Source organism: Microbacterium memoriense, assembly GCF_025398275.1.
In the GTDB taxonomy this organism is placed as follows: Bacteria; Actinomycetota; Actinomycetes; order Actinomycetales; family Microbacteriaceae; genus Microbacterium; species Microbacterium memoriense.
This window is the reverse complement of sequence record NZ_JAODOR010000004.1, coordinates 380,190-401,418: the sequence shown is the minus strand read 5'-3', so window position 1 is coordinate 401,418 and position 21,229 is coordinate 380,190. Positions and strand designations below refer to the sequence as shown.

Here is a 21,229-nt window from a genome sequence, read left to right as displayed (position 1 = left end):
GATGTCCTGCGAGATGACATTGGGAGCTTTGTCCGGCAGGGGCCGGCTGGGCTGATTCTTGGTCAGCGTAGTACGCCTGCTCGACCTCGAGCGGGGTGCGCATGTCGAGCTCGCCGTGGAGGCGGGAGTTGTTCCACCACCACACCCATTCGAGGGTCGCGAGCTCGACCTGCTCGACGGTCCTCCAGGGACCGCGTTGCCGGATCAGCTCGGTCTTGTAGAGGTTGTTGACCGCTTCTGCCATCGCATTAGTCGAAGCTGTCGCCGACCGTTCCGGTCGAGGGGACGGCGCCGAGTTCGACGATCCGGTCGGTGTAGACCATCGCCATGTAGTTACTGGGCACGAGCAGGTCGTCACGCAACTGCCGTGCGGACGGCATCCTGCTCACCGCGGCGCGATAGCCGCGTGAGGTGAGGAATCCTCTCACTGCCGGTCGGAGGACCTGGCAGATGAGCTCGACCCCGAAACGATCCCGGTGTTCGTTGATGAACTGGATCATCTCGTCGAGCGGTGGTCGAGCTCCTTCGCGAAAAAGATGCTCGCAGCCTTGAGGATCTCGTTCGCTTTGCGCAACGCTCGCTGAGGAGGGTACTTGGCCCAACGGCCAGACCGACTCTGGCGAGCCTGTTAGCGTCGCATGCTTAGTCTTGGCTCTCCAGCGCGATCGTGACCGTTCCGATTAGTTCGCGGAGGTTGTAGCCAGGGAACACCTCGATCAACCGGCATCCTGCTGTGGCGCACAGCGCACGTTTCGTGGCGTCCCGCTCTCGTTGCGCATTGAACGCGGCTTCACCGCCGAAGAAGTCCACTGGCTGTGAGTGCTGAGCGCCCTGGTATTCGATGGCGAGCATCCGGTCGGGGAAGAAGATGTCGATCGACTGGCGTCCGAGCCAGCCGGGTCGCGCCTGGTGAACGACTCGCTCGTCTGGGAACGCGGCCTGCATCTCGCGCAGGAGAGTCATCTCCGAAACCCACCCCTGACCGACCAGAGGGACACCCGCGCCCGCCCGGTGATCGTTCTCCGCGGAGCGCACCAGCTGCCTACTCTTGGCGCGCAGTAGCCCGTAGCGCGCACCCAGCTCAACCCACGGCTCGGGCCAGTTGATGGGACGCTCCAACGCGGCCTCGCCGCGGAACGCGCGCCCGGAGCTGCCCGCCCCGCCCGGAACCTCCGAGAGCATCTGACGGATGGCCTCGGGGTCCAGTTCGCCCGACGCAGCGGGCGGGATCTCCTGGAGCAATTCGTCGGTGATCTCCGGTGCGGTGAGCAGCGTCCAGTAGTGCTCGATAATGCTGTGCCCGTGGGTGTCGTGGAAGGTGTCGAGGGCGGCCTGCAGCCGGTCCATTACGTCCTCGAGCCCACGGACGCCGCGACGAGTGAGGTGGTTACCTGCCCAGTAGAAGACGGTGAGCGCGTTCAGCCGAGGGTGCCCAAGTGAGCTCGCCAGGTTGACGTAGACGCTTAAAGGAACCCGTCTCCCCCACGCTGCGTATCCGCCCGCGAAGTCACCTTCGAGGAAGTAGGTCTCTGCGATCTCCCGCGAGGGCCGCCCGTACGCGCGGAGCAGCCGGCGAAGCTCCCTAGGTGCGGTGGGATCGGCGCCGACCGTGCCGGCCAGCTCGGCGCGCATCCTCAGGACGTAGCCAGTCTCCTTGCCGACGTCTAGCGGGGCGCCAGCGATGAACGCAGGGCGGAAGTGGCTCACGTAGAAGGACTCCTGCTCGACGGGATCGGCGGGCGCCTCGCGGGCTAAACCGAACGTTGGAACAGCTACGCCCGGGTGCACCAGCGCTTGCGGGAACTTGTTCGAGGGGTCGGGCGCCGACACATCCTGCATGGCCAACCTTCCCTGCCGCTCCGGAACTTCACGCGGATGCCATCGTATGGGCGGTGGGCGACCTCTCCCTGCCAGCGGCTATGGAAGGTCGAACAGGGGAAGTCTTGGGCAGCGTCGACAAGCGCGCGTGCCGCATCGCTACCGACTCCATATGATGACGCCATGGATGAAGCCGCCCTCTGGATATCGTTCGTATCCACTGCCGCCGCAATCGCCTCGGCAATCATGGCTTGGGTCTCGCGTGGGGATGCGATCGCCGCACGGAAAGCTGCTGACGCGTCCGAGGCGAAGGCGGCGGCCGCGGCAGAGTCTTCCGCCGCCGCGCTGCGCGAGATCGCGGATACCTTCGGTGCGTCCGAGCAAGCGAGACGTGAGCACGCCGACGTTGTGGCCGACGCACCCGAGCTCGCTGCGCGGCGTGCATTCCGCACGGAGGTTCTCGAAGAGCTCGACCGAGCGTCGGACGCCTTCGCGCTCGATGAGCTGCCTCGAGCAGAGGAACTGGCTGAACTCCACCGAAGTGGTCGGCGGAGGTTCCCGCAAGCCTCGACCACGGTGATGATGACGATGGTCGCATCGAAGTACATGGCGGTGATCAATCCGCGATTCGGAGGGTTTTCTGGCATGAATGTGAACATCGCGGCGTCGCTCTTCCGTGAGGCTCGCACTCTCGTGACCACGTGGGCTGAGGATCCATCGAAGTTCGAACCCACCCAGCCGGAGTGAACACCGCAGTGGTGGGGTGTTCCAGAAACGTTCGATCGTGGAACGCCCGCGCCCTCGCACGACTGGCCATCTGTTGTGGAGTTTGACGCTGTGTGGCGGCGTTCTGTGATCGCACGGTGTCGCAGACAGGGCACAGTGTTGGCCTGCCCGAGGAACCATGCGGCCTTGCCGACACTCTGACACGAGGCCCAGTCGAGGTCCTCGACATCCGTGATCGTCAGACCTACCAGCGTGAGGGGCGGGAGCGTGAAGACATCGGCCGGTCGAGACCGGCCGATGTCTTCACGCGGCGGCGGGGCGCGCTGCCCGGGGTGGACCAAGACGATCCTCGTCCGCAACATCCTTACGGAGCGGTGACACAAGTAGACGTCAGTTGGCGTGCTCGTCCGGCGCGCTGTCCTCGGGCTGGACGGTCCATGCGGGAGGCTCGTCCTTACCGGTCGCTTCGTCTTGTTCTGCCTTGTCGCTGGTTCTCTGGGTGATGCCAGGTGCGTGGTGCACCGGGGCATAAATCGAGTAGAGGCGCAGCGGTTCGTCGCCAGTGTTGATCACGTCATGCCAGGTGCCGGCGGGGACCTGGACAGACCACCCATCCGAGACGTTTTGCTCGAAGTCGAGCCGGTCCTTGGCCGGGCCCATGACGGCCCTGCCCTGTCCGGCATCGAGGCGCAGGAACTGATCGGTGTTCTGGTGGACCTCCAGGCCGATGGACTCCCCGACCGGGATAGACATCAGCGTGACCTGCAAATACTTCCCGGTCCACGCCACGCTGCGGTAGTTCTCGTTCCGCCGGGTGGCCTCTTCGATGTCGAACGCGTTCGGGCGGGGCCCGATGTCGTTGATGGTCATTGTGTTCTCCTTTTGTGCTCGGACTTCGAGTCCAAGTCAGCATCATCTTTCGGGGGGAGTCAAGGGTGGGTGGGTTTCGGCAAAGGCGGATGCCAGCAGTTCCGCAGGCCCCGGAAGGCCCGATGGTTCGTCCGACCCCCAGGTCGCATCGATCGGAATGGACTGGTTGCCGGCGGTGATGGAGGCGTCGCGCCCGGACACGCTGCGGCCATGCACCCGGTAAGTCGTCGGTGGGGTTCCCATTCTCGAATTCTCCCGCTTCGACGAGACGTTGGTAACGAACTCTCGGCAGTTCCCCCGGCTCGCGGTCAGCTCGCTCGAGCCATCTTCGCCAAGTCGAGGACTCGATTGCCCAGGCTGGTGAGTTCATATATCCCGTCGACGCACCGCACCCACTCGAGGATCTCCAGCTTCCAGACCAGACCGTGAATCATGCGAGGCAACTCTTGGATGTGCCGTGCGGACAGTTCGGGGCGCGTCCGGAGCCAGCCCTCCAAAATCCCGGCCTCGTCGGCCGGCCCTCCGGCATCCAAGATCCGCAGCACCGCCAGGCGCGTTGCGCTGCCGTGCCGTCGGATCTCTCGCTCGTCCATCGTCGATCTCAATCCTCTCTGAACGGGCGTGGTCAATGTGCTCCAGCTGGTTGCGTGATGCCGGTGAGCGCGGACAGCCGGGGCACGCCGATTGGCTCTTCCGCAAGCAGCGGCACGATCGCCAGTTGGCGTGATGTCTCCCGCACGCGTGCGACCTGCTCCCGTTCGGCGTGCGCCCGGGTGCGGAGGAACGGAGATTGTGGGTGAGTGGCGGCGATCGAGTTGTTGATCACCCATGCCCAGGGGTGGATGTCGGCGCGCTCGAGGTCCTTCTGCAGCGCGGTGGCCTCCAGTACAGGCGTCGTCTCCGGAAGAGTCACCAGAATGACCTTGGTCTGCGCCGGGTCCTGAAGCCGCATGAGCGGTGTCGTGTAGGCCAGGTTCGCGTCACCCATCTGACGTGTGATCTCACGGTGGTAGGAGCCGGCCGCATCGAGCAGAAGGAGCGTGTGACCGGTGGGGGCGGTGTCGATGATGACGAACTTGCGTCGAGACTCATGGACCGCGTGCGAGAACTGCTGAAATACAGCGACCTCTTCGGTGCACGGTGACATCAGGTCTTCGGCCAGCGCCGCACGACCGGCGTCGTCGAGTTCCTTGCCCTTCGTCGCCATCACGTGCGCGCGGTACTGCTCGAGCGCGCTCAGCGGATCGATCCGTGTCACGGTGAGCCCATCGACCGATCCATCGAGAGTCTCGGCGAGGTGCGCTGCCGGGTCCGTCGTAGTCAGCAGGACATCGTGTCCACGTTGAGCAAGTGCGACGGCGATCGCGGCAGCTATTGTCGTCTTCCCAACGCCGCCTTTGCCCATGCACATGACCAGGCCGTGTCCATCCGCCTCGATCCCGTCGACGAGACCGGCCAAGGGAGCGTCAGAGAACTCGTCGGGAAGAGCCGCGGCATCCTGAATGTGCGCACGGTCGTCGAGTTCGAAAAGTGCCCGAAGGGTTTCGATGCCGACGACGTTGCCCGTCTTGAGTTCGATCGTGTCTCTCGGCAAGGCCGAGATGCCGCTCGGGATCGCACTCATCGCGGATGCCTCACGTGCGCGGAGCGCTGTTGCGATCGGCTCGTCGCCGGCGGATTCGGGAAGGACCCCGTTGATCACGACGTAGGCGTCCGACATGCCGATGAGGGCGAGTTCCGAATAGGTGCGGTCGATCTCGCCGAGCGAGGATGTCTGAGCGCGTGCGACGAGCACCAGGCGGGTGCGAGCCGGGTCGGTGAGCGCAGCGACGGCGGCGGCGTAGGTCTCTCGGTGCTTGTCGAGGCCAGACAGCGGGCCGAGGCACGAGGCGTCGCCGCCTGTCGCCAGGAAGTCGGTCCATGATCCCGGGAGCTGGAGCAGCCGGATGGTGTGCCCGGTGGGGGCGGTGTCGAACACGATGTGGTCGTATGCGCCGTAGGCGTCGTCGTCGGTGAGCAGTTCCGTGAACTCATCGAACGACGCGATCTCGGTGGTGCACGACCCGGACAGGCTCTCGGTGATGCCGGCGATCTCGCTGTCAGGCAGCAAGCCCCGGACTGGGCCGATGATGCTCTCCCGGTAGGCATCGGCTGCCTGCTCGGGGTCGATCTCCAATGCAGCCAGTCCCGCCACGTCGGGGATGGGCGTGATCGTGTTGCCGATCGTGATTCCGAACACCTGCCCGATGTTCGAGGCCGGGTCGGTGCTCACTAATAGCACTCGTTGCCCTTCGGCCGCGAGGTGCACCGCGGTCGCACAAGCGACTGACGTCTTGCCGACGCCGCCCTTGCCCGTGAAGAACAAGAACCGCGGGGCACTCTCGAGGAAGCGCATCACGGCCTCAGCAGCATCCGGGGCCGGAGCAGCAGCTTCCGCCAGCCGTCGCGGAAAGGCCTAGCTCGGGGCGCTCACGGTCCAACGGGGCCGCCAGCTCCTGATCTGCGACTCCGAGGAGGAACTCCCTGCTCGGGTACGCGCCAGCGGCGACGGTCACCCCGTCGACGACCGTCAGCGGAAGACCCTTGGACCCGACACGATGCATGAACGCCCGCACCGTTTCATCAGCCGTAAACGCGACAGGGTCGCTCGCGAGATTGTGCCGGCGGATGTCGACCCCCATCTCCTGCAAATGGCGCACATCCGCCGTCAACGTCACCAACGACTGGTCAACGTCCACACCGCAGACGCCCGTGTCGCAGCACAGCGCAGTCTCATAGATCCGAATAGCAGGCATGTCATTCCCCTTCATGCGCGGCAGAGCCCGCGCCGGTCATCGATCTCATCAAAACGAACAGCAACGCCCAACGCGCGCAGCGCGTCGATCTCGGGCGTGTAGAACACGCTCATCCCCCGGCGCTCCTTCGACACGAGCCCCGCCTTCGCCAGCGTCTTCAAGTGGTGGCTCACGGTCGGCTCGGACACGCCCAGAATCGGCGCCAGCTCGCACGTGCACGCCTCCCGTGTCGGCTGACCCAGCAGTGAGGCAATCAGCCGAAGTCGCACGGGGTCCGCCAATGCCTTCAATCGGATTGCCAGGCGCACCGCATCCTCCTCGGGAAAGTCCGGCGTGGATGCCAGAGGCGCGCAGCATAGTGGGGACACATCGTCCAGTAGGGGAAGAGCCTTGGGCATGACTCCATTCTGCCACCTCTTAGATATATGTCAAATTACTTCCGCGGTGCCTCGCTATGGGAGCGCTCGGTCAACGGTTTCCTTGGGCTTTGGTTGTCGGTCGTTGTATTGTCGTACATAGATGGCCATCTATGCGTCAAGAGCTGCGAAAGCGGGAACCCTATGTCCGACAAGCCCACCGTCCTCTTCGTCTGCGTCCACAACGCGGGACGCTCGCAGATGGCCGCCGGATTCCTCCGCGAACTCGGAGGAGGCAACATCGACGTGCTCTCTGCAGGGTCGGCGCCGAAGGATCAGATCAATCCGATCGCGATCGAGGCCATGGCCGAGGAAGGCATCGATATCGCCGACAGCGTCCCGAAGGTGCTGACCGTGGACGCCGTCAAGGAGTCCGACGTGGTGATCACGATGGGCTGCGGCGACGTGTGCCCGATTTTCCCTGGCAAGCGCTACGAAGACTGGGTGCTTGACGATCCGGCCGGACAGGGAATCGAGACCGTGCGTCCGATTCGCGACGAGATCCGTCGTCGGGTGCAGTCTTTGATCAACGATCTACTGCCCGAGCGGGTCGGGGCATGACACTCGACAGGGGGCAGGACGCTCTCTTGGCCACGGACTCGGTCCTTCACCGAGCGGCGGAACGGTTGGCGCGGAAATTCGACGGGATGGTGAGTGAGGAGACCGTCGAGCGATCCCAGACGCGGTGTGTCGTCGTCTTCAGCCCCAATGGGAGAGTCAGCACCCGCAAGCGGATCTGCGAACGAACGACATGCTGGGGCCGGGACGTCCACTACCAGCGGCCAATCGAGCAGCACGTCCCGCTAAAAGGGGAGTGGCTCGTAATCGACCGGGACGATGAGCAGTCCCACTACTCTCGATTGCTCGTCGAACGCCACGCGGCCTTGGAGTCGTCCGGCCTCGCACTCGAGGATGGTCGAGCCCACGACCGTTCCGATGATCTGTTCGTCGTCCGCCAAGGGCGCGCCGCCAGGGAGTTCCAGGCTCGTATCGACGCAGTGCTCCAGGGTCCCCACCTCTGATAGTGCCGAGCGCCATGTGTCGGCGATCAGCTCTGCAGGCAGTTCCTGCGCGGTTTGGGGATGCATGAACAGTCCAAGATCGTCATACTCGCTTGCCGCTATGAGGGCAAAGACCTTCTCAGTGCGCTCTCGCAGACTCGTGATGCTTCGGGCGACGATCCGCTCGCCGGTTGCCGGATTGACGGGTTCTCCGAATCGCTTGAATGCTGCCTGCCTGGACATATTTAGTTCCTTTCCGATATCTGCCCACGTCCGCCCCTCAGCGCGCGCGGCCAAGACTGCCTGCGTGAGTCTGGTTCGCGCCTGCGCGACGGCAGCTTGGGCTTTCCGCAACTCATCCATGATGATTAGTCAACCTCAGGTTGACAGGCGTGTCAACCTGAGGTTGACGCGGCCACTACGGTTCTTCCCAGAAGGCGGTCCCTCAGCGAGTTCCATTCTTGTCTGTCAGCTCATCGGCGCAAGACAAGATTGCTCGGCGGTAGAGGCGGAGCGTCGGGGCGAGCGGGCGCAGTGCCACTCGCAACGCCTCGAGGGGCTGTCCCGCGTCATAAAGAGCCAGGGCAAGAAACGCTCGTCCGGCTGAACCGGTGATGGCGTGTTGACCCGTGCCCGTCAGAGATCAGGACACCCTCGCCCGCGGCGCGTAACGCCTGGTCTCCCCCTTGCCAACAATCCCGGACCGCAACGCTCACTGTCACGTCGGCGGCTCGTGGTCAGGGCTATTGCGAGTCAGCGCTGTCGACCGCAGACGTAGACGCCTCAATTTCGCGAAGTCGTTTCACCGCCGACCAGGGGTAGAACGCTGACCACGCGATTGAAGCGATGGAGGCTCCCATAATCATCGAGGCGATATCCATGCGTTCACGCTACGCGCGTCTCTCCAACGTTCCCTCCGTCTTGCGACGGAGATGTAGCCCTTGCGGGCATTCCGCTTAACCGATCCTCCACAGGCGTCGGGCGATGCGCAGTCACAGCGGCCCGCCCTACCAGAATCGATCGCTTGGGTGCCACTGCGCGGCGCAGTGACGTGCGGGTGGTTTGCGCTCAGTGCTCTCCGTGGAGCAGGGCCTCAAGCGCCTGGCGGTGTCGGCGATACGCAGCGCTGCCGGCTCGCGTGATCATGTAGGTAGTGGTGCTTCCGTGCCCGCGTCCGGACTTGGTGACCTTGACGTAGTCGGCGGCTCGCAGCACTGACATCTGCTTGGACAAATCTGAATCCGAGAGCTGGAGGTGGTCGCGTAGGAAGGCGAAGTCAGTGCCATTGGTGGCAGCGAGGATAGCCATGGCCGCGAGCCGCTTGGGGGCGTGAATGACCGGGTCGAGGTCGGTCAGGGGCGAGCTCACGCCAGTCGATCCCGGACCTGCTGGACGGCGCGAGGGTACACGACCCGCTCATATGCCCAGGTCATCACCAGCGTCGTGACGAAGATGGCGCTAAGCCCGAACTGCCACCCGAGGAGCATCCACACCGCAACGCTGACCACCGCGGATCCAGCGAATGCCACGAAGCACCAGCGGTACGCGTGCTTGATCTCGCGGGGCGCAGACCTCATTCTCGGGGAGGTGCCGGACCTGACCCGGTGGGTGACGTAGAACACGCTCACGGCAATGATCGCAGCAGCTTGCAGGGTGAACCCCGCCGCCCCGCGACCCTGGCTGATGAGCACAGGTCCTGCCGCCATCGCGGTGAAGAAGCTTGCCATCAGTGGTGGGTACCACCACGGGGTCACGGGATAGTTCACGAACGGAGCGGCGGCCGCCAGTTCAACTTCTCGCAGGGCATCTTGGGCGTTTTCCATAGTGGAAAGTACAACAGGAACTTTCCAGTTGCGCAAGTGTCAAGTACCGGTGCATCTGACGGTGACTTTGCAGCTATTGCCAAGCAGTAGACCGGCGATCACCCCGCCAGACAGATGGCGAACCAATCCAGCATCCCTTCCCTCTTCACGTGCCATGCGTTGGACCATACTCACTCGAGAAGTGTGTTGAGAATCCCTTGACGCCCGGAGACCAGACAGGTATCCGGTGCATATGGAGGCCTGGTGCCGCGGGACGAATCAGTTAAGCTCGTCTCGGTGGCGCCGGTATTCTCACCGGCCCCTGTGCGCTGCAGACCTTCGGGCCGGGCTGAGCTGGCACAGCAAGAACGATCCTGACGTGTGCCTAACGGGAACTGAGCTGATCCGGACGGCAACTTGGCCAGAGGGTTCCCGCGTGCGCAAGCGCAGAATCCTGTCTGCTACTCGCCGAGCGCGATCGCCCGGAGCGCTGCGACATGCGAGTCAAAGGCCGCAGTTCCCTCGGGCGTCAGTGACACCCAGGCGACACGACGGGCGTCGGTGCGAGCCGCCGAGGACGTCTTGGCCACGGTGACCAGTCCGGCTGCCACGAGCAGCTTCAGGTGCTTGGACAGAGTTGCATCGCTCACGCCGAGGGTGTCGCGCAAGACGCCGAAATCGATGCCGGAGCCGGCGCGCAACATCCCGCATATGCGAAGGCGGAGCGGCGAGTGGATCAGCTCATCGAACCGTGCCTCAACTGACATGGCGCATTCGTTCGCGAGCCACCTTGGTGAACACGAAGGTGAGCGCCGCGATCGCCGCGAAGGCGACGACCGCCGGCGCGGCGATCCACCAATGCAGGTCGAATGATGCAAGTCCGAGGGCCACGCTGAACAGTGCAAGCACGAGGGTGAGTCCACCAAGGATGATGATCCACGGCAGCATCCCGGAACCGCTCAACTTGATGCCCGTCTTCGCTCGGTAGGCCGCGACGAGGGCAATCGTCAGTACGACCGATGCGATGATCACGGCGTTGGCGTTGCCGTCGAACGCGGGGATGACCACGAACGCGGCTGCCATGAGCCCGAAGCCAGCTGCCAGCCACCACGGTGTGCGCAGTCGCTTTGCGAGCGCAGTCCGGTCTGCATCGAGCTCGTTGAGATGGTGTGCATGAGTAGCTAGGCGACGAAAGGGTGCGTCGCCATAGACTCTGACCTGGATTCGCGGTTACGGATCCCTCAGCGGGGAATGTCCGGGGCCGCTGTCAGGCGTTGGAGAGTGGTGGTGCCGAGGTCGCTCATTGCGGGATTCGTGTGCTGGTAGTACCACACCAGTCCCATCGCCTGCGCGAAGGCCCAAGCAGCCCCGCGCAGCCACTCGTCGTCGGCGCTCCCGAGGCGTGCTCGCACAAGCTCACGCCGTTCGCGGTCGAGCATGTGCCAGACCGAGACGAGATCGAGCGCGGGATCGGCCGGCCCGAAACCGCCGGCATCCAGGACCCCGCAGACTCGATCTCCCTGGACGAGGATGTTTGCCGGGGTCAGGTCTTTATGGCTCATGACTAGTCGGTCCGAGGGAGGCAGATCCCTCAGTCGGTGCCACATCGATCGCAGCACGGCAACGTCGAGGAGTTCGGTGCTGCGAGCCAAGCACGTGGACATCCAATCGTCCTCGTCCGAGATCACGCCCCCTCGACCCTGACCGGAGAAACTCCGCCCCCGAGTGTCAGCGGCCCGCAACGACTCCAGCAACGTCGCGATGGCGCTGGCGAACGACGCGGAGGATGCCAGACCGGTCGGGCTGGCGATGTCACCCTCCAGCCAGGTTTGCATCGACCATGGCAGCGGGTACGACCAGCCCGGCAGCCCGATGCCGAGCGGACGCGGCGCGGGGAACGGGCAGCACCCAACGAACTCGACAGCCGCGTCCGATACTGTCCGAAGCCACTTCCCGACCACGCCAGGATCGACGCCCTGCAAGGGGAATCGAGCGGCAGCACCTTCTCCCACTCGGTAGATCGCGTTCACTGTTCCCGCTGAAGCGACCTCCCGAATCACCTCAGCGCGAGGCGACGGAAAGTTCGCGTCGACCAGTCGTCGCGCGATGTCCAAATCCATGTGGATTTGAGCCTCATGCATGACCACTCAGCTACTCAATCACGCCACCGTGAAGGCGTCGCCACCGCGACTTGTGGCGTCGCGGTGGCGGATCCTTCCCGCACGCCCGTCACCGGGCATCGCTCGAAAGGTGATCGAGCCTGCCAGCCGATGGTCGGGGTCTGCGCGAGGTCGCGGTCGCCGATCTCGGCGGTTAATGCCGTGGGTGGCCTCAGTGTTCCACTCGATCGAGAAACGCGAGCAAGCGGCTCACCACCAGGTCCGTCGCCTCGGCGTCGTAGCTCGGTAGCGAACTGTCCTCGAACAAGTGCTGTTCGCCTGGGTAGGTGAACAACTCGCCGTCGTCGGCTGCCGCCACGATCTCGCGCGCTGCGTCGATATCGCCCTCGCCAGCGAAGAACTCGTCGGCGTCCATACCGTGAATCTGCACGGGCACGGCATCAGGCCACGGGCCGAACGCCCACTCGCCCGACACCGGGATCGCCGACTCGAGCAGCACCGCCCCAGCGGCGCCCGCGCGCTGCTGAGCGAGCCGCTGCGCACGCATCACTCCCGACGAGACACCGAGGTACACCAGCCTCTCCGGAAGATCGGCGACTGCGGCATCCGCCCGCTCATCCACGTTAACCGCTCCGCTCTTCACGAAGGCGACCGCGTCTTCCATCGAGTCGAAGACGCGCCCGTCGTACAGGTCGGGTGCGTGCACCGTATGACCGCCGGCCCGTAACCGGTCGGCGAAGTCACGCATGCCGGGCGTCACCCCAAGGATGTGGTGGAACATCAATACGTCAGCCATATGCCTTGTCTACGCGTGACGCCCGACATCGTCCAAGGGGTCGACACAGACCACGGGTCGATGTACCTCCCGCGGAGAGAACACGACCGCCACCCTGCGGCCCCTTCTCCGGGCATCGCCCGTTTACGGATCCGCGGGTGACACAGTGTCGCCTCGCCTCGCCTCAGCTCGTTCTAGATCGCATGGCCGCGGTCGTCGACGTGCCCGACTTCAATATCCCAGTACGCGACGAAGCGCGGCTGGCGCCGCCTCCTTGAATGCGCGGTGAAGCGGTCAGCGCGTTCATGATCTAGGTCGGGGACGGGCCAGCCTGCGATCGTGGCGGAGGATGCATGCCGATACTCAGCGGTGAGCCGCTCGGCAAGTGGCTGGATCAACTCGGTCACGAGGGCGCTCATCCGGTCGACAGCGTCGGCGATGCGGCGAGCCGTGGTCTGCGGAAGATTGTGGCGGATTGTGATCGGCAGCACCTGGCGGACGGTGCCTTCCGGTGTGAGCGAGGCCAGTGGGAGCGACATCGACAGTTCCGACTGCGAATGCGCGATTGTCGTGTTCCGGTAGCCGCGAATCATGTCGTGCGTTTCAACCAGATCGTCAGGGACTGGAACATGCGAGAGGAGGCCGGACCGGACGTTGGAATGCGCGAACGCGCGCATGTAGGCGATCACGGCGTAGCTTGTCAGCGGCTGCCAGAGCGGCGATTCGTGTCCTGCTTCCAATGCATGCTCGATCGCGTCATTTGCCTCGGATAGGTCGTCCGAGTAGGAACTCAACTCGGCGAGCAGCCGTGAGTCGGGAGTGTCGGGAAGCATCGCGACGGTCGAACTCAGCGGCATGAGTCCATCATGCGACCTATCCGCCAAGGAACGTTGCGTATGCGTTGATGGAGAGGGTCGCGGCCACCACTATGCCGCCAAGCAGACCGGCCGTTCCCCACAGCATCCGCACGCGCCGCGCGGCGGCCACTTCGCGGCGAAGAGCTGCGAACGCGGTGAGATCCGGTTCCGAGGAGGCGCCGGATGTCGTAGCCCCTGTCTCCGGGCGCTTCAGCATCTCAGCGAGGCGGTCGCGCGCATCAGCCGCGAGCGTGGCTGCGCGGCGGGTGAGCCAGCGGACCAGTTCGGTGTCTCGGAGCACCGTCACGTCCACGGGTCGCTCACGGATCGTGACGCTGCGGGCTCCGACGAGAACGATCGCCGGGTAGACGTCGATCGGCTCGCCCGTGACCGCCCTCAACTTCCTGGCGATCCGCTGCGCCTCGTAGCGGGAGTTGCGCAGGTGGTCGGTCTTCTGGCCGTTGACCAAGAGACGCGTGCTTCCCACCCAGATCCGGGCGTCGTCGTGGAACTTCGTGTTGATCGTGAACACTCCCGCAGGACCGACAACGACGTGGTCGATGTCACTCCCCCGATCGCCGATGGGGACGGAATGCAGCACTGTCCAGTCGGGCCCGAGCTTCGCCAGGCGCTCCGCGACCTGTAGTTCACCGAGGGCGCCGAGATACCAGGGCCGCGAGTCGACCGATAGCGGGGCCCGACCGAACACGCGCGACACGCGCGATCGGGCAGGGACACCAGCCTGAGCGCTCAGGCACGCGGAGATTACTGACGCGGCGGGGACCGAGCCGACCTCGTCCGCAGGTGCAGCCGCCGTCATCGGCGGCGACGCCTTCGGGTCGGTGTCAGTTGTAACCAAAGTGCGCCGACGATAACCGCTACGAACATGATCACCGTCCACGGGTTCGCCGTGATCCCGGCCCACAGCATTCCGAACCCTGCGGCAATGCCGTCCCCAACGACTTCCCCATAGTCGACCATTCGCTCAGCCTAGAGGTGCGCGGCGACGCCATTCGCGAAGCGCTCGGCTCTCCCGAATATGCCCGAATGCGGATCGATCAAAGCGTGATGTCGGGTCGCCGTTGGGCGTACTCGGTCGTGAGCCAGCGAAAGATCGTCAGCGATGATGTCGGGGAGGCTGCGTTGGCGCGGAGATAGCCTCGGCTTGCGAACTCGAGAGCGTGACGGCGCGGCTCCGTGTACACGTCGAGGGGCAGCATCCCGCCCCTGAAACGGGCGCGGGATACCTCGGCGACCCTCGCCCGCAACTCGACCTCGTGATCGGCGAAGTACTCATCGGCAATCGCAAGGATCTCGCGCACGACACGTCGGTTCTCCGAACGCTCCTGCCACGCGTGCACCAGATCCGGAGGAGTCACCCCGTCCTGATCCCTGATTCGGGCGATGTCCTCGCCGCTCCGCTTCTGCGCGAAGAAGGCATCCGCCGCGGCATCGTTGTGACGTCGCTCCGCCGCGTGAACCCGGTGAACCTGTCGCTCGGGCAACCCGGCACGCGCGCGGCGACGCTGCAGGCGCCTTGCTTCGTTCTCGCGCTCACGATATGTCGCGCGTTGGTCAGGAGTGGGCGACCATGCAGGGTCGCGGCCGGCAGCCCGGGCGCGGTCGACCGCGCGGCGTCGTGCCTCGTTCGCTTTCGCCGGGTCTGCAGCCTCGCGTGCCCGTCGGCGCTCGGCGATCGCGTCGCGGTTGCGGTGGTAGTAGTCGCGCTGCGCCTGCTTGTAAGTCTCCGGGTGCTTCTGCTTGTACCGCTCGCGCGCCTGCTGGCGTTGCTCCGGGTGTTCCCTGGCCCACACCTTCGCGCGATCGATCCCCTTCTGACGCCGCGCCTTCTCCTCCCGCTCGCGCTGAGCTCGCTCACGCTCACGCTCGCGGTTCTTCCGGCGGATGTCTTCACGGTTCCGCTCACGGTATTCGGCGTAGTACGTCGGGTGGGCCTCGTTCCATGCCTTCCGTTGTGCGGCGAGGCGCGCTGCCCGCTCGTCATCGCTTGGCTGCGCGTCACTCATGGTGGTCTACTGCGAGAAGGCCGTCGAGCTCAACGAGAGCTGTGAACAGCTCCTCGCGCGTCGCGGTCGGATCGGTGATCGCTCGCGCGAAGAGCGCACGCATCCGTTCGCGCGCGACGTCGGAGACTTCACCGAGCCGGGCGAGACACCAGTCGATGTCGTCGGTGAGGCTGTAGCTCGGATCATCCACCTCGATGCCGGGGTAGTACAGGAACGCGAGCACAGCCACGTGCTCCAGGACAGCGTCAGCCCGCTCACGATCGCTCATGGCAGGAAGGTGCGCATCCTGCGCCCAACAGCTCGCGTGGCGATGTCTGTTGGTGGGGCTACTCTCATGCGTGTTCGGCCGGAGGAGGATGCACGATGGCCGAACCGCACCGATGGCACCCGCTTCTCGCAGCGCAGGAAGGTCCCACTGGCACGTGGATCTTGGTCGACAGCTTCGACCGGGTGTACGGCACTATCGAGCTCCGCCGACTGAACGCCACTGAAGTTCGCTACCGTGCCAGCTTCCGGGGCGAGGTCATCGGCTGGTCATCAACCCTCCGCCTCGCGTGCGAACGGGTCCATGGCGAGTTCCTGCGCAACCACGGCCCCGACGGCGGGCCGATCGCGAGTTGGGGCACGAACGATCGAGGCCAACCGATCGAATAGCTACTAAGCCGCTTCGACGTCTTCCTCGTCGAGGAAGTCGAGAGCTGAATCATCGCCCGCTCCGTCATCGTTCGAGAGCAGCGAGGTATCGGGGTTCACGCGTCGTAGGGTTCGCTCGAGGATTCCTGCCGGCCCCCGATCCACGCTGCGGTCGGGCTCGATGTAGTGCCCTTCTGTGATCGCAGTCGATCCGTGGCCGAGGAAGGTGGCGGCAGCGTCGGCGCTCGCCCCGCGCGCGATGACGGTTGCGCCCGTGCGCCGGTACCAGCGAAGGGTGATCCCCTCCCCCGCGAGATCCGCCAGCTCGAGGAACGCTCGGAAGGTACGTCGCACATTGAACGGGCTCAGTGGCTTGCCCGCACGATTGGCGAAGATGGTCCGTTGAGGGTCGGCGGCCGGGATACCAGCGAGCCGTGCTCGAAGGACGGCCGCGGCGAAGTCGGGGACCGCGATCCGGCGGATAGAGTGCTCGGTCTTCGGGTGGTCTTGACGCACGGCGCCACTGCCCGTGCGCAACACCACCGTCCCATTCACCGAGATCGTCATCCCGCTGGGACCGTCCTCGACATCGCACACACGGAGTGCGAGGCATTCACCGATGCGCAAAGCGGTTCCGAGGAGCACCTCGATGATGTCGCGCACCTGACCATCGGGCTTGGGCCCCTTGACGTCGGGTCCGGTCCGCCAGCGACCCGCGGCATCGCGGATTGCGTTGATCTGCTCGACGGTCAACGCCTGACGCTCGCCCTTTTGTCGGCGCAATGGACTCGTTCCCTGCACCGGATTCCGCGGGATCGCGTCGTGCCGAAGAGCAAAACCGAAGAGCTGGTTCAGAACCGTCCGCGAGTGGTGCGCGCGCGAGGGTGACACCGCATTCTCAGAGCGCAGGAACCATTCCACGCGGCCCGTCGTGATCTCACCTAGTGAGAAGTGCTCGAACTGCGGCCGCACGCGGAGGCGGAGATCATCACGGTAGTTCTTCTTCGTCCCATCCGACAGCTCGCGCAGCTCCAGATCCTCGAGCCACAGATCAGCGAGGTCACGGAAGGAGCTGCTGAGATCGAGCAGGCCTCCGGACCCGAACCCCGGTCTGTCCAGGAGTCGCTCCTTCAAACGGGCTCGAGCGGCCGACTCCGTACGTGCAGCACCTGTCACTCTGCGCAGGCGCCCGTCGGCGTCGCGAATGCGCGCCAACGCCACGTACGAAGATCCCCGCCTGCTGACGCTGATGGCTCCGTATGAGCCAATCAGCGTGCGCGGCCGCCCGCCGTTCACGACGCACCGCCGGCGTGACGCCGCTCGTCGGCCAGCTCCATGCGCTGCACCCACGCGTCGATCTCGCTCTCGCGAAACCTCAGCTGCGTGCCGACGCGGAATCCACGGGGTCCACGGCCCTTGCTCCGCAGGTCGTAGATCGTCTGCACGGAGACTTTGAGTTGCGCGGCAAGCTCAGCCAGCGACACGTAGTTCCCGTGTCCCGACTCTGAGGTGCCAACGCCGTCCATATAGCGAAGGTGCGCGGGCGATGCCGCGTACCTTCCAGATACTTCGAGAAGGTCCGAGAGCGCACTGCGGCGACCCGGCGAAGTGTCCAGTAAACGACTACCAAACATTCAAGCTCCCTGATCAGGGAGTGAAGATTTGGTGCTTTACCGGGAGTTTTGGTGGACCTGAGGGGACTCGAACCCCTGACCCCCTGCATGCCATGCAGGTGCGCTACCAGCTGCGCCACAGGCCCATCTCATTGGGTTGTCACCGCTCGCGGCAACCCTGCAAGCTTACTACATCGAGCGGCCGCCGACGAACACGGGTCAGCTTGCGGGGGCCCCTGCATCCGCCGTGATCGGGATGATCGGGCAGTCCTTCCACAGGCGCTCGAGGCCGTAGAAGATGCGCTCCTGCTCGTGGAACACGTGGGCCACGAGATCACCGAAATCGAGCAGGACCCAGCGCGATTCCTGGCGACCCTCGCGGCGCAACCGCTTCACGCCCACCTCGAGCATGGCCTCTTCGATGGCGTCGGCGATCGCGGCGACGTTCCGCTCACTGTTACCGGTGATGAGGAGGAAAGCGTCCACGAGCGGCAACGGCTCGGAGACATCGAAGGCGACGAGGTCCTCGCCGCCCTTACTCTCGGCCGCGCGGGCGGCGATCTGGACGATCTCGTGGGTGTGGTCAGATGCGGTCATGAGAATGCTCCGGTGACGAGCGCGACGATCAGTACGCCGGTCAGCGCGAGGGCCAACGCTCCCGCGGTGATGACGAGGGCCAACATGAGTCGACCACCCTTCTCCGGGGCGGGCGGCTTGATGATGTCTTCAGCGCTCTTGATGGTGCTGATCGCGGCACTCGCAGCGATCGGCGTGGGGGAAGAAGATGCGGGCAGTTCGCCGTCGATCAGCACGGCGTCGACGTCCTTGCCGTCTGCCGTCCCGGGAACCGTGCCGGTGGAACCGAAATGGTCCGGCAGATTGAATGTGCCGGTGATCAGGACTTCGCCGGTCGCCGTGACCGGCGATGCGAACGACCCGGTCTCCGGCGTCTGCGAAAGAATGAGCGCGTTCGTCGCCGCGAGCGAACCGGTCGCCCCCGAGCCGCGCGACAGAAGCTGATCGAAGGATGCCGGGAGCTCCACCTCGACGGCCTGCCCGGTCAAGAGACCCGAACCGAACGTCGGTGCGATCACCGGCCGAGGGGCAGGCTCCTCATCCTCTCCCGGCTGCTCTTCGTCCCGTTCGACACGTGATTCACCGTCGCTCGGAGGCACCATTTCGGCCTCCACGACCTCGGGTGACTCGTTGGACTCCACGTCGGGCGACACGTCATCGGCGGAGGACTCCCCCGCGGCTTCCGTGGCGTCGGGTGCCGCCTCGACCGGAACCGCGGCGAGGGGACCGAACTCGGAGACGATCGGCACGGACGCCGTGCGGATGCGCTCTTGCTGACGAGCGCGACGCCGCGTGAGCGCGGGCGAATCGAGATCGACGTCCGCGGCCGGCGGCGGCGCATCGGCGACGGCGGTGGGCTCGGCAGCCCGCGCGAGCGGAGCCGCAACCGGCGCCGGCGTCTCGATTTCTGTCGCGTTGGCCGCGGCTGCCTCCGCTTCAGCGCCTGCGAGATCCTCAGGCGTGATGATGGGCGTGGATGCGGTGTTGCGCAACTCACGCAGCTGACGACGTGTCAGCTGTGGGGAATCGGGCTGGTCGGGTGTGCTCATGCCTCGCTCCGGTAAAGGTCGTGCTTCGCAATGTATTGGACGACGCCGTCGGGAACGAGATACCACACCGGGTGACCCCGACGAACTCTCGCGCGGCAGTCCGTGGATGAGATCGACAGTGCGGGGATCTCGAGCTGACTGACGTCTTCACTCGGGAGCCCCTCGGTGCTGAGAACGTGTCCGGGCCGGGACACAGCCACGAAGTGAGCAAGTTCCCACAGCTCGTCGTGGTTGCGCCAGCCGATGATCTGCGCGATGGCGTCGGCGCCCGTGATGAAGAACAGATCGGCGTCGGGACGCGCCGCCTTCAGATCGCGGAGCGTGTCGATCGTAAAGGTGGGTCCGCCGCGGTCGATGTCGACGCGACTCACGGTGAATCGCGGGTTGGACGCGGTCGCAATCACCGTCATCAGATATCGATGCTCGCTCTCGGTGACTTTGTCTTTCTGCCAGGGCAGACCGGTCGGGACGAAAACGACCTCGTCGAGTCCGAAAGACTGCGCCACTTCACTCGCGGCGACGAGGTGCCCGTGATGGATCGGGTCGAACGTGCCGCCCATCACCCCGATCCGCGGGGCACGCGCAGAAGACATCGGGCGGCCTAGTGGTGGCCGTGTCCCGCCTGGGAATGGTCGACCGGGCTCGCCTTCGCGTAGGCGTCGGCCTTGTGCGCGTGGCGGTTGGCGACGTTGCGGTAAGACAGTGTCACCGCGCCGAGCGCGAGGAAGACGACGAAGGCGATCACGCCGAAGATGAACGTCTCGGCCTGGACGTTGCCGTGCTCTGCTACCTCGGTTGAGGCGAGGGCGACGATCGTGGCGAAAGTCATTCGTACTCCGTTCGGGTCGGGTTCATCCAGCTTAGGCGGTCAGGGGCGGATCTGCCCGGCGCCACGAGCGAGCCACTTGGTGCTCGTGAGTTCGGGCAGGCCCATCGGGCCGCGCGCGTGCAGTTTCTGGGTGGAGATGCCCACCTCGGCGCCGAAGCCGAACTCGCCCCCGTCGGTGAACCGGGTCGACGCGTTGGCCATGACGACAGCAGAATCGACCTCGGCCAGGAAACGCTCGGCGTGTTTCTCATCGGTCGTGATGATCGACTCGGTGTGGTGCGTCGAGTAGCGCAGGATGTGGGCGAGAGCAGCATCCAGATCGTCGACGATCCGGAGTGACACATCGAGACTCATGTGCTCGGTCGACCAGTCGGCTTCGGTCGTGGGGATGGCCTCGGGAACGAAGGCACGCACCTCTTCGTCACCGTGGATGGTCACTCCCGCCGCCCGGAGTGCGGCCGACACCGGCGGAATGAGGCGCTCCGCCCCGCCCCGGAGGACGAGGACGGTCTCGACCGCATTGCAGACGCTCGGGCGCTGCGCCTTGGCGTTGACGATGATCCGCTCGGCCCACTCCACCGGTGCCGACTCATCGAGGACGATGTGCACGACCCCCGCACCGGTTTCGATCACCGGCACGGAAGATTGGGTGACGACCGTCTCGATCAGTTCCGCACTGCCGCGCGGCACGAGGACGTCGACGAGACCGCGCGCCTGCATGAGGGCGTGCGCTCCGTCGCGGCCGAAGTCATCGACCGTCTGGATCGCTTCCGGGTCGATGCCCAGCGCATCCAACGCGGCACGCATGACGGCGACGAGCGCCGCGTTCGTCTGCTGTGCGGCCGTGCCACCCCGCAACACCACCGCATTGCCGGACCGAAGTGCGAGTGCGGCGATGTCGACCGTCACGTTCGGGCGCGCTTCGTAGATCGAGCCGACGACACCGAACGGCACCGCCACCTTCTGCAAGTGCACTCCGTTGGAGAGCACCCGCTCCTCGAGGATGCGGCCGACGGGATCCGGCAGATCGGCGACATCGCGCACTGCGGCGGCGAGGGAGTGCACACGCGGGAGATCGAGCCGGAGGCGGTCGGCGAGGCCGTCGGAAATCCCGTTCGCCCGGCCGCGCTCGAGATCGTCCGCGTTGGCGGCGATGATCCGATCCGCGGCGCCCGCAACGGCGTCAGCGATCGCGCGCAGGGCTTCGGCCTTGGCTTCGTCTGTGAGGAGGCCGATCTGCCGGGACGCGTCCTTCGCGAGCACGAGGCGCTCGTGTGCGGTGGCGGCGATCGTGGCAGTCGTGGTCATCGCGCCAGTCTACC

28 protein-coding genes, 1 tRNA gene and 1 pseudogene are annotated in these 21,229 nt (G+C 65.3%); 3 read left to right on the top strand and 27 right to left on the bottom strand.

The window, feature by feature from the left end; genetic code table 11:
* Positions 1 to 133: 133 nt before the first annotated feature.
* Together N4R40_RS04750 and N4R40_RS04740 are read right to left on the bottom strand one after the other, a co-directional pair.
* Positions 134 to 293, bottom strand: a pseudogene (locus N4R40_RS04750) (IS3 family transposase); the annotation flags it as partial.
* A gap of 349 nt (positions 294 to 642) precedes the next feature.
* Positions 643 to 1,839, bottom strand: a complete 1,197-nt coding sequence (locus tag N4R40_RS04740; RefSeq protein ID WP_261606195.1) for a hypothetical protein — start codon at positions 1,837 to 1,839, stop codon at positions 643 to 645.
* 162 nt (positions 1,840 to 2,001) lie between these two features.
* Between N4R40_RS04740 and N4R40_RS04735 the strand changes: the two genes are divergently transcribed.
* The gene (locus tag N4R40_RS04735) at positions 2,002 to 2,565 is read left to right on the top strand and encodes a hypothetical protein (RefSeq protein WP_261606194.1); all 564 of its coding nucleotides are present in this window, start codon (positions 2,002 to 2,004) and stop codon (positions 2,563 to 2,565) included.
* A gap of 369 nt (positions 2,566 to 2,934) precedes the next feature.
* On the opposite strand, the gene N4R40_RS04730 is transcribed toward N4R40_RS04735, so the two are convergent.
* The 5 genes from N4R40_RS04730 to N4R40_RS04710 all read right to left on the bottom strand — a co-directional run bounded on the left by N4R40_RS04730 (position 2,935) and on the right by N4R40_RS04710 (position 6,607).
* Positions 2,935 to 3,414 (bottom strand): cupin domain-containing protein, encoded by a 480-nt coding sequence (locus N4R40_RS04730; RefSeq protein WP_261606193.1) that lies wholly within the window; start codon positions 3,412 to 3,414, stop codon positions 2,935 to 2,937.
* Positions 3,415 to 3,722: 308 nt separating this feature from the next.
* A complete protein-coding gene (locus tag N4R40_RS04725; RefSeq protein WP_261606192.1) occupies positions 3,723 to 4,007 on the bottom strand; it encodes a hypothetical protein in 285 nt (94 codons plus the stop codon).
* A gap of 32 nt (positions 4,008 to 4,039) precedes the next feature.
* Complete coding sequence (gene arsA, locus N4R40_RS04720; RefSeq protein ID WP_261606227.1) at positions 4,040 to 5,809, bottom strand: arsenical pump-driving ATPase; 1,770 nt, start codon at positions 5,807 to 5,809, stop codon at positions 4,040 to 4,042.
* 7 nt (positions 5,810 to 5,816) lie between these two features.
* A complete protein-coding gene (gene arsD, locus N4R40_RS04715; RefSeq protein ID WP_261606191.1) occupies positions 5,817 to 6,209 on the bottom strand; it encodes an arsenite efflux transporter metallochaperone ArsD in 393 nt (130 codons plus the stop codon).
* Positions 6,210 to 6,220: 11 nt separating this feature from the next.
* Positions 6,221 to 6,607, bottom strand: a complete 387-nt coding sequence (locus tag N4R40_RS04710; RefSeq protein WP_261606190.1) for an ArsR/SmtB family transcription factor — start codon at positions 6,605 to 6,607, stop codon at positions 6,221 to 6,223.
* A 162-nt stretch (positions 6,608 to 6,769) separates the two neighbouring features.
* On the opposite strand from N4R40_RS04710, the gene N4R40_RS04705 reads away from it, so the two are divergent.
* Complete coding sequence (locus N4R40_RS04705) at positions 6,770 to 7,186, top strand: arsenate reductase ArsC (RefSeq protein ID WP_261606226.1); 417 nt, start codon at positions 6,770 to 6,772, stop codon at positions 7,184 to 7,186.
* Positions 7,187 to 7,428: 242 nt separating this feature from the next.
* Here N4R40_RS04705 and N4R40_RS04700 read toward each other — a convergent pair whose 3' ends face one another.
* The 12 genes from N4R40_RS04700 to N4R40_RS04645 all read right to left on the bottom strand — a co-directional run bounded on the left by N4R40_RS04700 (position 7,429) and on the right by N4R40_RS04645 (position 15,475).
* Entirely contained in the window at positions 7,429 to 7,989 is a 561-nt protein-coding gene (locus N4R40_RS04700; protein WP_261606189.1) for a DUF3887 domain-containing protein, read from the bottom strand.
* 82 nt (positions 7,990 to 8,071) lie between these two features.
* On the bottom strand, positions 8,072 to 8,242 hold the full coding sequence (locus N4R40_RS04695) for a tetratricopeptide repeat protein (protein ID WP_261606225.1): 171 nt from the start codon (positions 8,240 to 8,242) through the stop codon (positions 8,072 to 8,074).
* A gap of 452 nt (positions 8,243 to 8,694) precedes the next feature.
* Positions 8,695 to 8,994, bottom strand: coding sequence for a transcriptional regulator (locus N4R40_RS04690; protein WP_261606188.1), 300 nt, complete (start codon positions 8,992 to 8,994; stop codon positions 8,695 to 8,697).
* Positions 8,991 to 9,353: a hypothetical protein gene (locus tag N4R40_RS04685; RefSeq protein ID WP_261606187.1), complete on the bottom strand. Its 363-nt coding sequence runs from the start codon at positions 9,351 to 9,353 to the stop codon at positions 8,991 to 8,993. The genes N4R40_RS04690 and N4R40_RS04685 overlap by 4 nt, the downstream gene beginning before the upstream one ends.
* 536 nt (positions 9,354 to 9,889) lie before the next feature.
* Positions 9,890 to 10,195, bottom strand: coding sequence for a transcriptional regulator (locus tag N4R40_RS04680; RefSeq protein WP_261606186.1), 306 nt, complete (start codon positions 10,193 to 10,195; stop codon positions 9,890 to 9,892).
* Positions 10,185 to 10,511 (bottom strand): hypothetical protein, encoded by a 327-nt coding sequence (locus N4R40_RS04675; protein ID WP_261606185.1) that lies wholly within the window; start codon positions 10,509 to 10,511, stop codon positions 10,185 to 10,187. The genes N4R40_RS04680 and N4R40_RS04675 overlap by 11 nt, the downstream gene beginning before the upstream one ends.
* Positions 10,512 to 10,669: 158 nt before the next feature.
* Positions 10,670 to 11,548 (bottom strand): phosphotransferase, encoded by an 879-nt coding sequence (locus N4R40_RS04670; protein WP_261606184.1) that lies wholly within the window; start codon positions 11,546 to 11,548, stop codon positions 10,670 to 10,672.
* Between the two features lie 211 nt (positions 11,549 to 11,759).
* Positions 11,760 to 12,344, bottom strand: a complete 585-nt coding sequence (locus tag N4R40_RS04665; protein ID WP_261606183.1) for a dienelactone hydrolase family protein — start codon at positions 12,342 to 12,344, stop codon at positions 11,760 to 11,762.
* A gap of 173 nt (positions 12,345 to 12,517) precedes the next feature.
* Entirely contained in the window at positions 12,518 to 13,180 is a 663-nt protein-coding gene (locus N4R40_RS04660) for a hypothetical protein (RefSeq protein WP_261606182.1), read from the bottom strand.
* Between the two features lie 16 nt (positions 13,181 to 13,196).
* Positions 13,197 to 14,000, bottom strand: a complete 804-nt coding sequence (locus N4R40_RS04655) for a nuclease-related domain-containing protein (RefSeq protein WP_261606181.1) — start codon at positions 13,998 to 14,000, stop codon at positions 13,197 to 13,199.
* A 238-nt stretch (positions 14,001 to 14,238) separates the two neighbouring features.
* Positions 14,239 to 15,207: a hypothetical protein gene (locus N4R40_RS04650; RefSeq protein WP_261606180.1), complete on the bottom strand. Its 969-nt coding sequence runs from the start codon at positions 15,205 to 15,207 to the stop codon at positions 14,239 to 14,241.
* Positions 15,200 to 15,475, bottom strand: a complete 276-nt coding sequence (locus N4R40_RS04645; RefSeq protein ID WP_261606179.1) for a hypothetical protein — start codon at positions 15,473 to 15,475, stop codon at positions 15,200 to 15,202. The genes N4R40_RS04650 and N4R40_RS04645 overlap by 8 nt, the downstream gene beginning before the upstream one ends.
* Before the next feature lie 95 nt (positions 15,476 to 15,570).
* Between N4R40_RS04645 and N4R40_RS04640 the strand changes: the two genes are divergently transcribed.
* A complete protein-coding gene (locus N4R40_RS04640) occupies positions 15,571 to 15,861 on the top strand; it encodes a hypothetical protein (protein ID WP_261606178.1) in 291 nt (96 codons plus the stop codon).
* A gap of 3 nt (positions 15,862 to 15,864) precedes the next feature.
* Here N4R40_RS04640 and N4R40_RS04635 read toward each other — a convergent pair whose 3' ends face one another.
* The 8 genes from N4R40_RS04635 to N4R40_RS04600 form a co-directional block, all read right to left on the bottom strand.
* Complete coding sequence (locus N4R40_RS04635) at positions 15,865 to 17,016, bottom strand: site-specific integrase (protein ID WP_261606177.1); 1,152 nt, start codon at positions 17,014 to 17,016, stop codon at positions 15,865 to 15,867.
* 116 nt (positions 17,017 to 17,132) lie between these two features.
* On the bottom strand, positions 17,133 to 17,324 hold the full coding sequence (locus tag N4R40_RS04630) for a helix-turn-helix transcriptional regulator (protein WP_200919445.1): 192 nt from the start codon (positions 17,322 to 17,324) through the stop codon (positions 17,133 to 17,135).
* Positions 17,325 to 17,523: 199 nt separating this feature from the next.
* Positions 17,524 to 17,599, bottom strand: a tRNA-Ala gene (locus tag N4R40_RS04625).
* Between the two features lie 73 nt (positions 17,600 to 17,672).
* Positions 17,673 to 18,050: a ribosome silencing factor gene (gene rsfS / locus N4R40_RS04620; RefSeq protein ID WP_261606176.1), complete on the bottom strand. Its 378-nt coding sequence runs from the start codon at positions 18,048 to 18,050 to the stop codon at positions 17,673 to 17,675.
* Positions 18,047 to 19,078, bottom strand: coding sequence for a hypothetical protein (locus N4R40_RS04615; protein WP_261606175.1), 1,032 nt, complete (start codon positions 19,076 to 19,078; stop codon positions 18,047 to 18,049). Before N4R40_RS04615 ends, rsfS begins: the two co-directional genes overlap by 4 nt.
* Positions 19,075 to 19,671 (bottom strand): nicotinate-nucleotide adenylyltransferase, encoded by a 597-nt coding sequence (nadD, locus tag N4R40_RS04610; protein WP_261606174.1) that lies wholly within the window; start codon positions 19,669 to 19,671, stop codon positions 19,075 to 19,077. Before nadD ends, N4R40_RS04615 begins: the two co-directional genes overlap by 4 nt.
* 8 nt (positions 19,672 to 19,679) lie before the next feature.
* Positions 19,680 to 19,907 (bottom strand): hypothetical protein, encoded by a 228-nt coding sequence (locus tag N4R40_RS04605; RefSeq protein ID WP_261606173.1) that lies wholly within the window; start codon positions 19,905 to 19,907, stop codon positions 19,680 to 19,682.
* 39 nt (positions 19,908 to 19,946) lie between these two features.
* On the bottom strand, positions 19,947 to 21,215 hold the full coding sequence (locus N4R40_RS04600; protein ID WP_261606172.1) for a glutamate-5-semialdehyde dehydrogenase: 1,269 nt from the start codon (positions 21,213 to 21,215) through the stop codon (positions 19,947 to 19,949).
* Between the last annotated feature and the right edge of the window lie 14 nt (positions 21,216 to 21,229).

Coding starts and splice junctions, on each gene's coding strand:
- N4R40_RS04740 (WP_261606195.1), bottom strand. CDS start 1,839: ATGCAGGATGTGTCGGCGCCCGACCCCTCGAACAAGTTCCCGCAAGCG.
- N4R40_RS04735 (WP_261606194.1), top strand. CDS start 2,002: ATGGATGAAGCCGCCCTCTGGATATCGTTCGTATCCACTGCCGCCGCA.
- N4R40_RS04730 (WP_261606193.1), bottom strand. CDS start 3,414: ATGACCATCAACGACATCGGGCCCCGCCCGAACGCGTTCGACATCGAA.
- N4R40_RS04725 (WP_261606192.1), bottom strand. CDS start 4,007: ATGGACGAGCGAGAGATCCGACGGCACGGCAGCGCAACGCGCCTGGCG.
- arsA (WP_261606227.1), bottom strand. CDS start 5,809: ATGCGCTTCCTCGAGAGTGCCCCGCGGTTCTTGTTCTTCACGGGCAAG.
- arsD (WP_261606191.1), bottom strand. CDS start 6,209: ATGCCTGCTATTCGGATCTATGAGACTGCGCTGTGCTGCGACACGGGC.
- N4R40_RS04710 (WP_261606190.1), bottom strand. CDS start 6,607: ATGCCCAAGGCTCTTCCCCTACTGGACGATGTGTCCCCACTATGCTGC.
- N4R40_RS04705 (WP_261606226.1), top strand. CDS start 6,770: ATGTCCGACAAGCCCACCGTCCTCTTCGTCTGCGTCCACAACGCGGGA.
- N4R40_RS04700 (WP_261606189.1), bottom strand. CDS start 7,989: ATGGATGAGTTGCGGAAAGCCCAAGCTGCCGTCGCGCAGGCGCGAACC.
- N4R40_RS04685 (WP_261606187.1), bottom strand. CDS start 9,353: ATGGCAAGCTTCTTCACCGCGATGGCGGCAGGACCTGTGCTCATCAGC.
- N4R40_RS04680 (WP_261606186.1), bottom strand. CDS start 10,195: ATGTCAGTTGAGGCACGGTTCGATGAGCTGATCCACTCGCCGCTCCGC.
- N4R40_RS04675 (WP_261606185.1), bottom strand. CDS start 10,511: ATGGCAGCCGCGTTCGTGGTCATCCCCGCGTTCGACGGCAACGCCAAC.
- N4R40_RS04670 (WP_261606184.1), bottom strand. CDS start 11,548: ATGGATTTGGACATCGCGCGACGACTGGTCGACGCGAACTTTCCGTCG.
- N4R40_RS04665 (WP_261606183.1), bottom strand. CDS start 12,344: ATGGCTGACGTATTGATGTTCCACCACATCCTTGGGGTGACGCCCGGC.
- N4R40_RS04660 (WP_261606182.1), bottom strand. CDS start 13,180: ATGCCGCTGAGTTCGACCGTCGCGATGCTTCCCGACACTCCCGACTCA.
- N4R40_RS04655 (WP_261606181.1), bottom strand. CDS start 14,000: ATGACGGCGGCTGCACCTGCGGACGAGGTCGGCTCGGTCCCCGCCGCG.
- N4R40_RS04650 (WP_261606180.1), bottom strand. CDS start 15,207: ATGAGTGACGCGCAGCCAAGCGATGACGAGCGGGCAGCGCGCCTCGCC.
- N4R40_RS04645 (WP_261606179.1), bottom strand. CDS start 15,475: ATGAGCGATCGTGAGCGGGCTGACGCTGTCCTGGAGCACGTGGCTGTG.
- N4R40_RS04640 (WP_261606178.1), top strand. CDS start 15,571: ATGGCCGAACCGCACCGATGGCACCCGCTTCTCGCAGCGCAGGAAGGT.
- rsfS (WP_261606176.1), bottom strand. CDS start 18,050: ATGACCGCATCTGACCACACCCACGAGATCGTCCAGATCGCCGCCCGC.
- N4R40_RS04615 (WP_261606175.1), bottom strand. CDS start 19,078: ATGAGCACACCCGACCAGCCCGATTCCCCACAGCTGACACGTCGTCAG.
- nadD (WP_261606174.1), bottom strand. CDS start 19,671: ATGTCTTCTGCGCGTGCCCCGCGGATCGGGGTGATGGGCGGCACGTTC.
- N4R40_RS04605 (WP_261606173.1), bottom strand. CDS start 19,907: ATGACTTTCGCCACGATCGTCGCCCTCGCCTCAACCGAGGTAGCAGAG.
- N4R40_RS04600 (WP_261606172.1), bottom strand. CDS start 21,215: ATGACCACGACTGCCACGATCGCCGCCACCGCACACGAGCGCCTCGTG.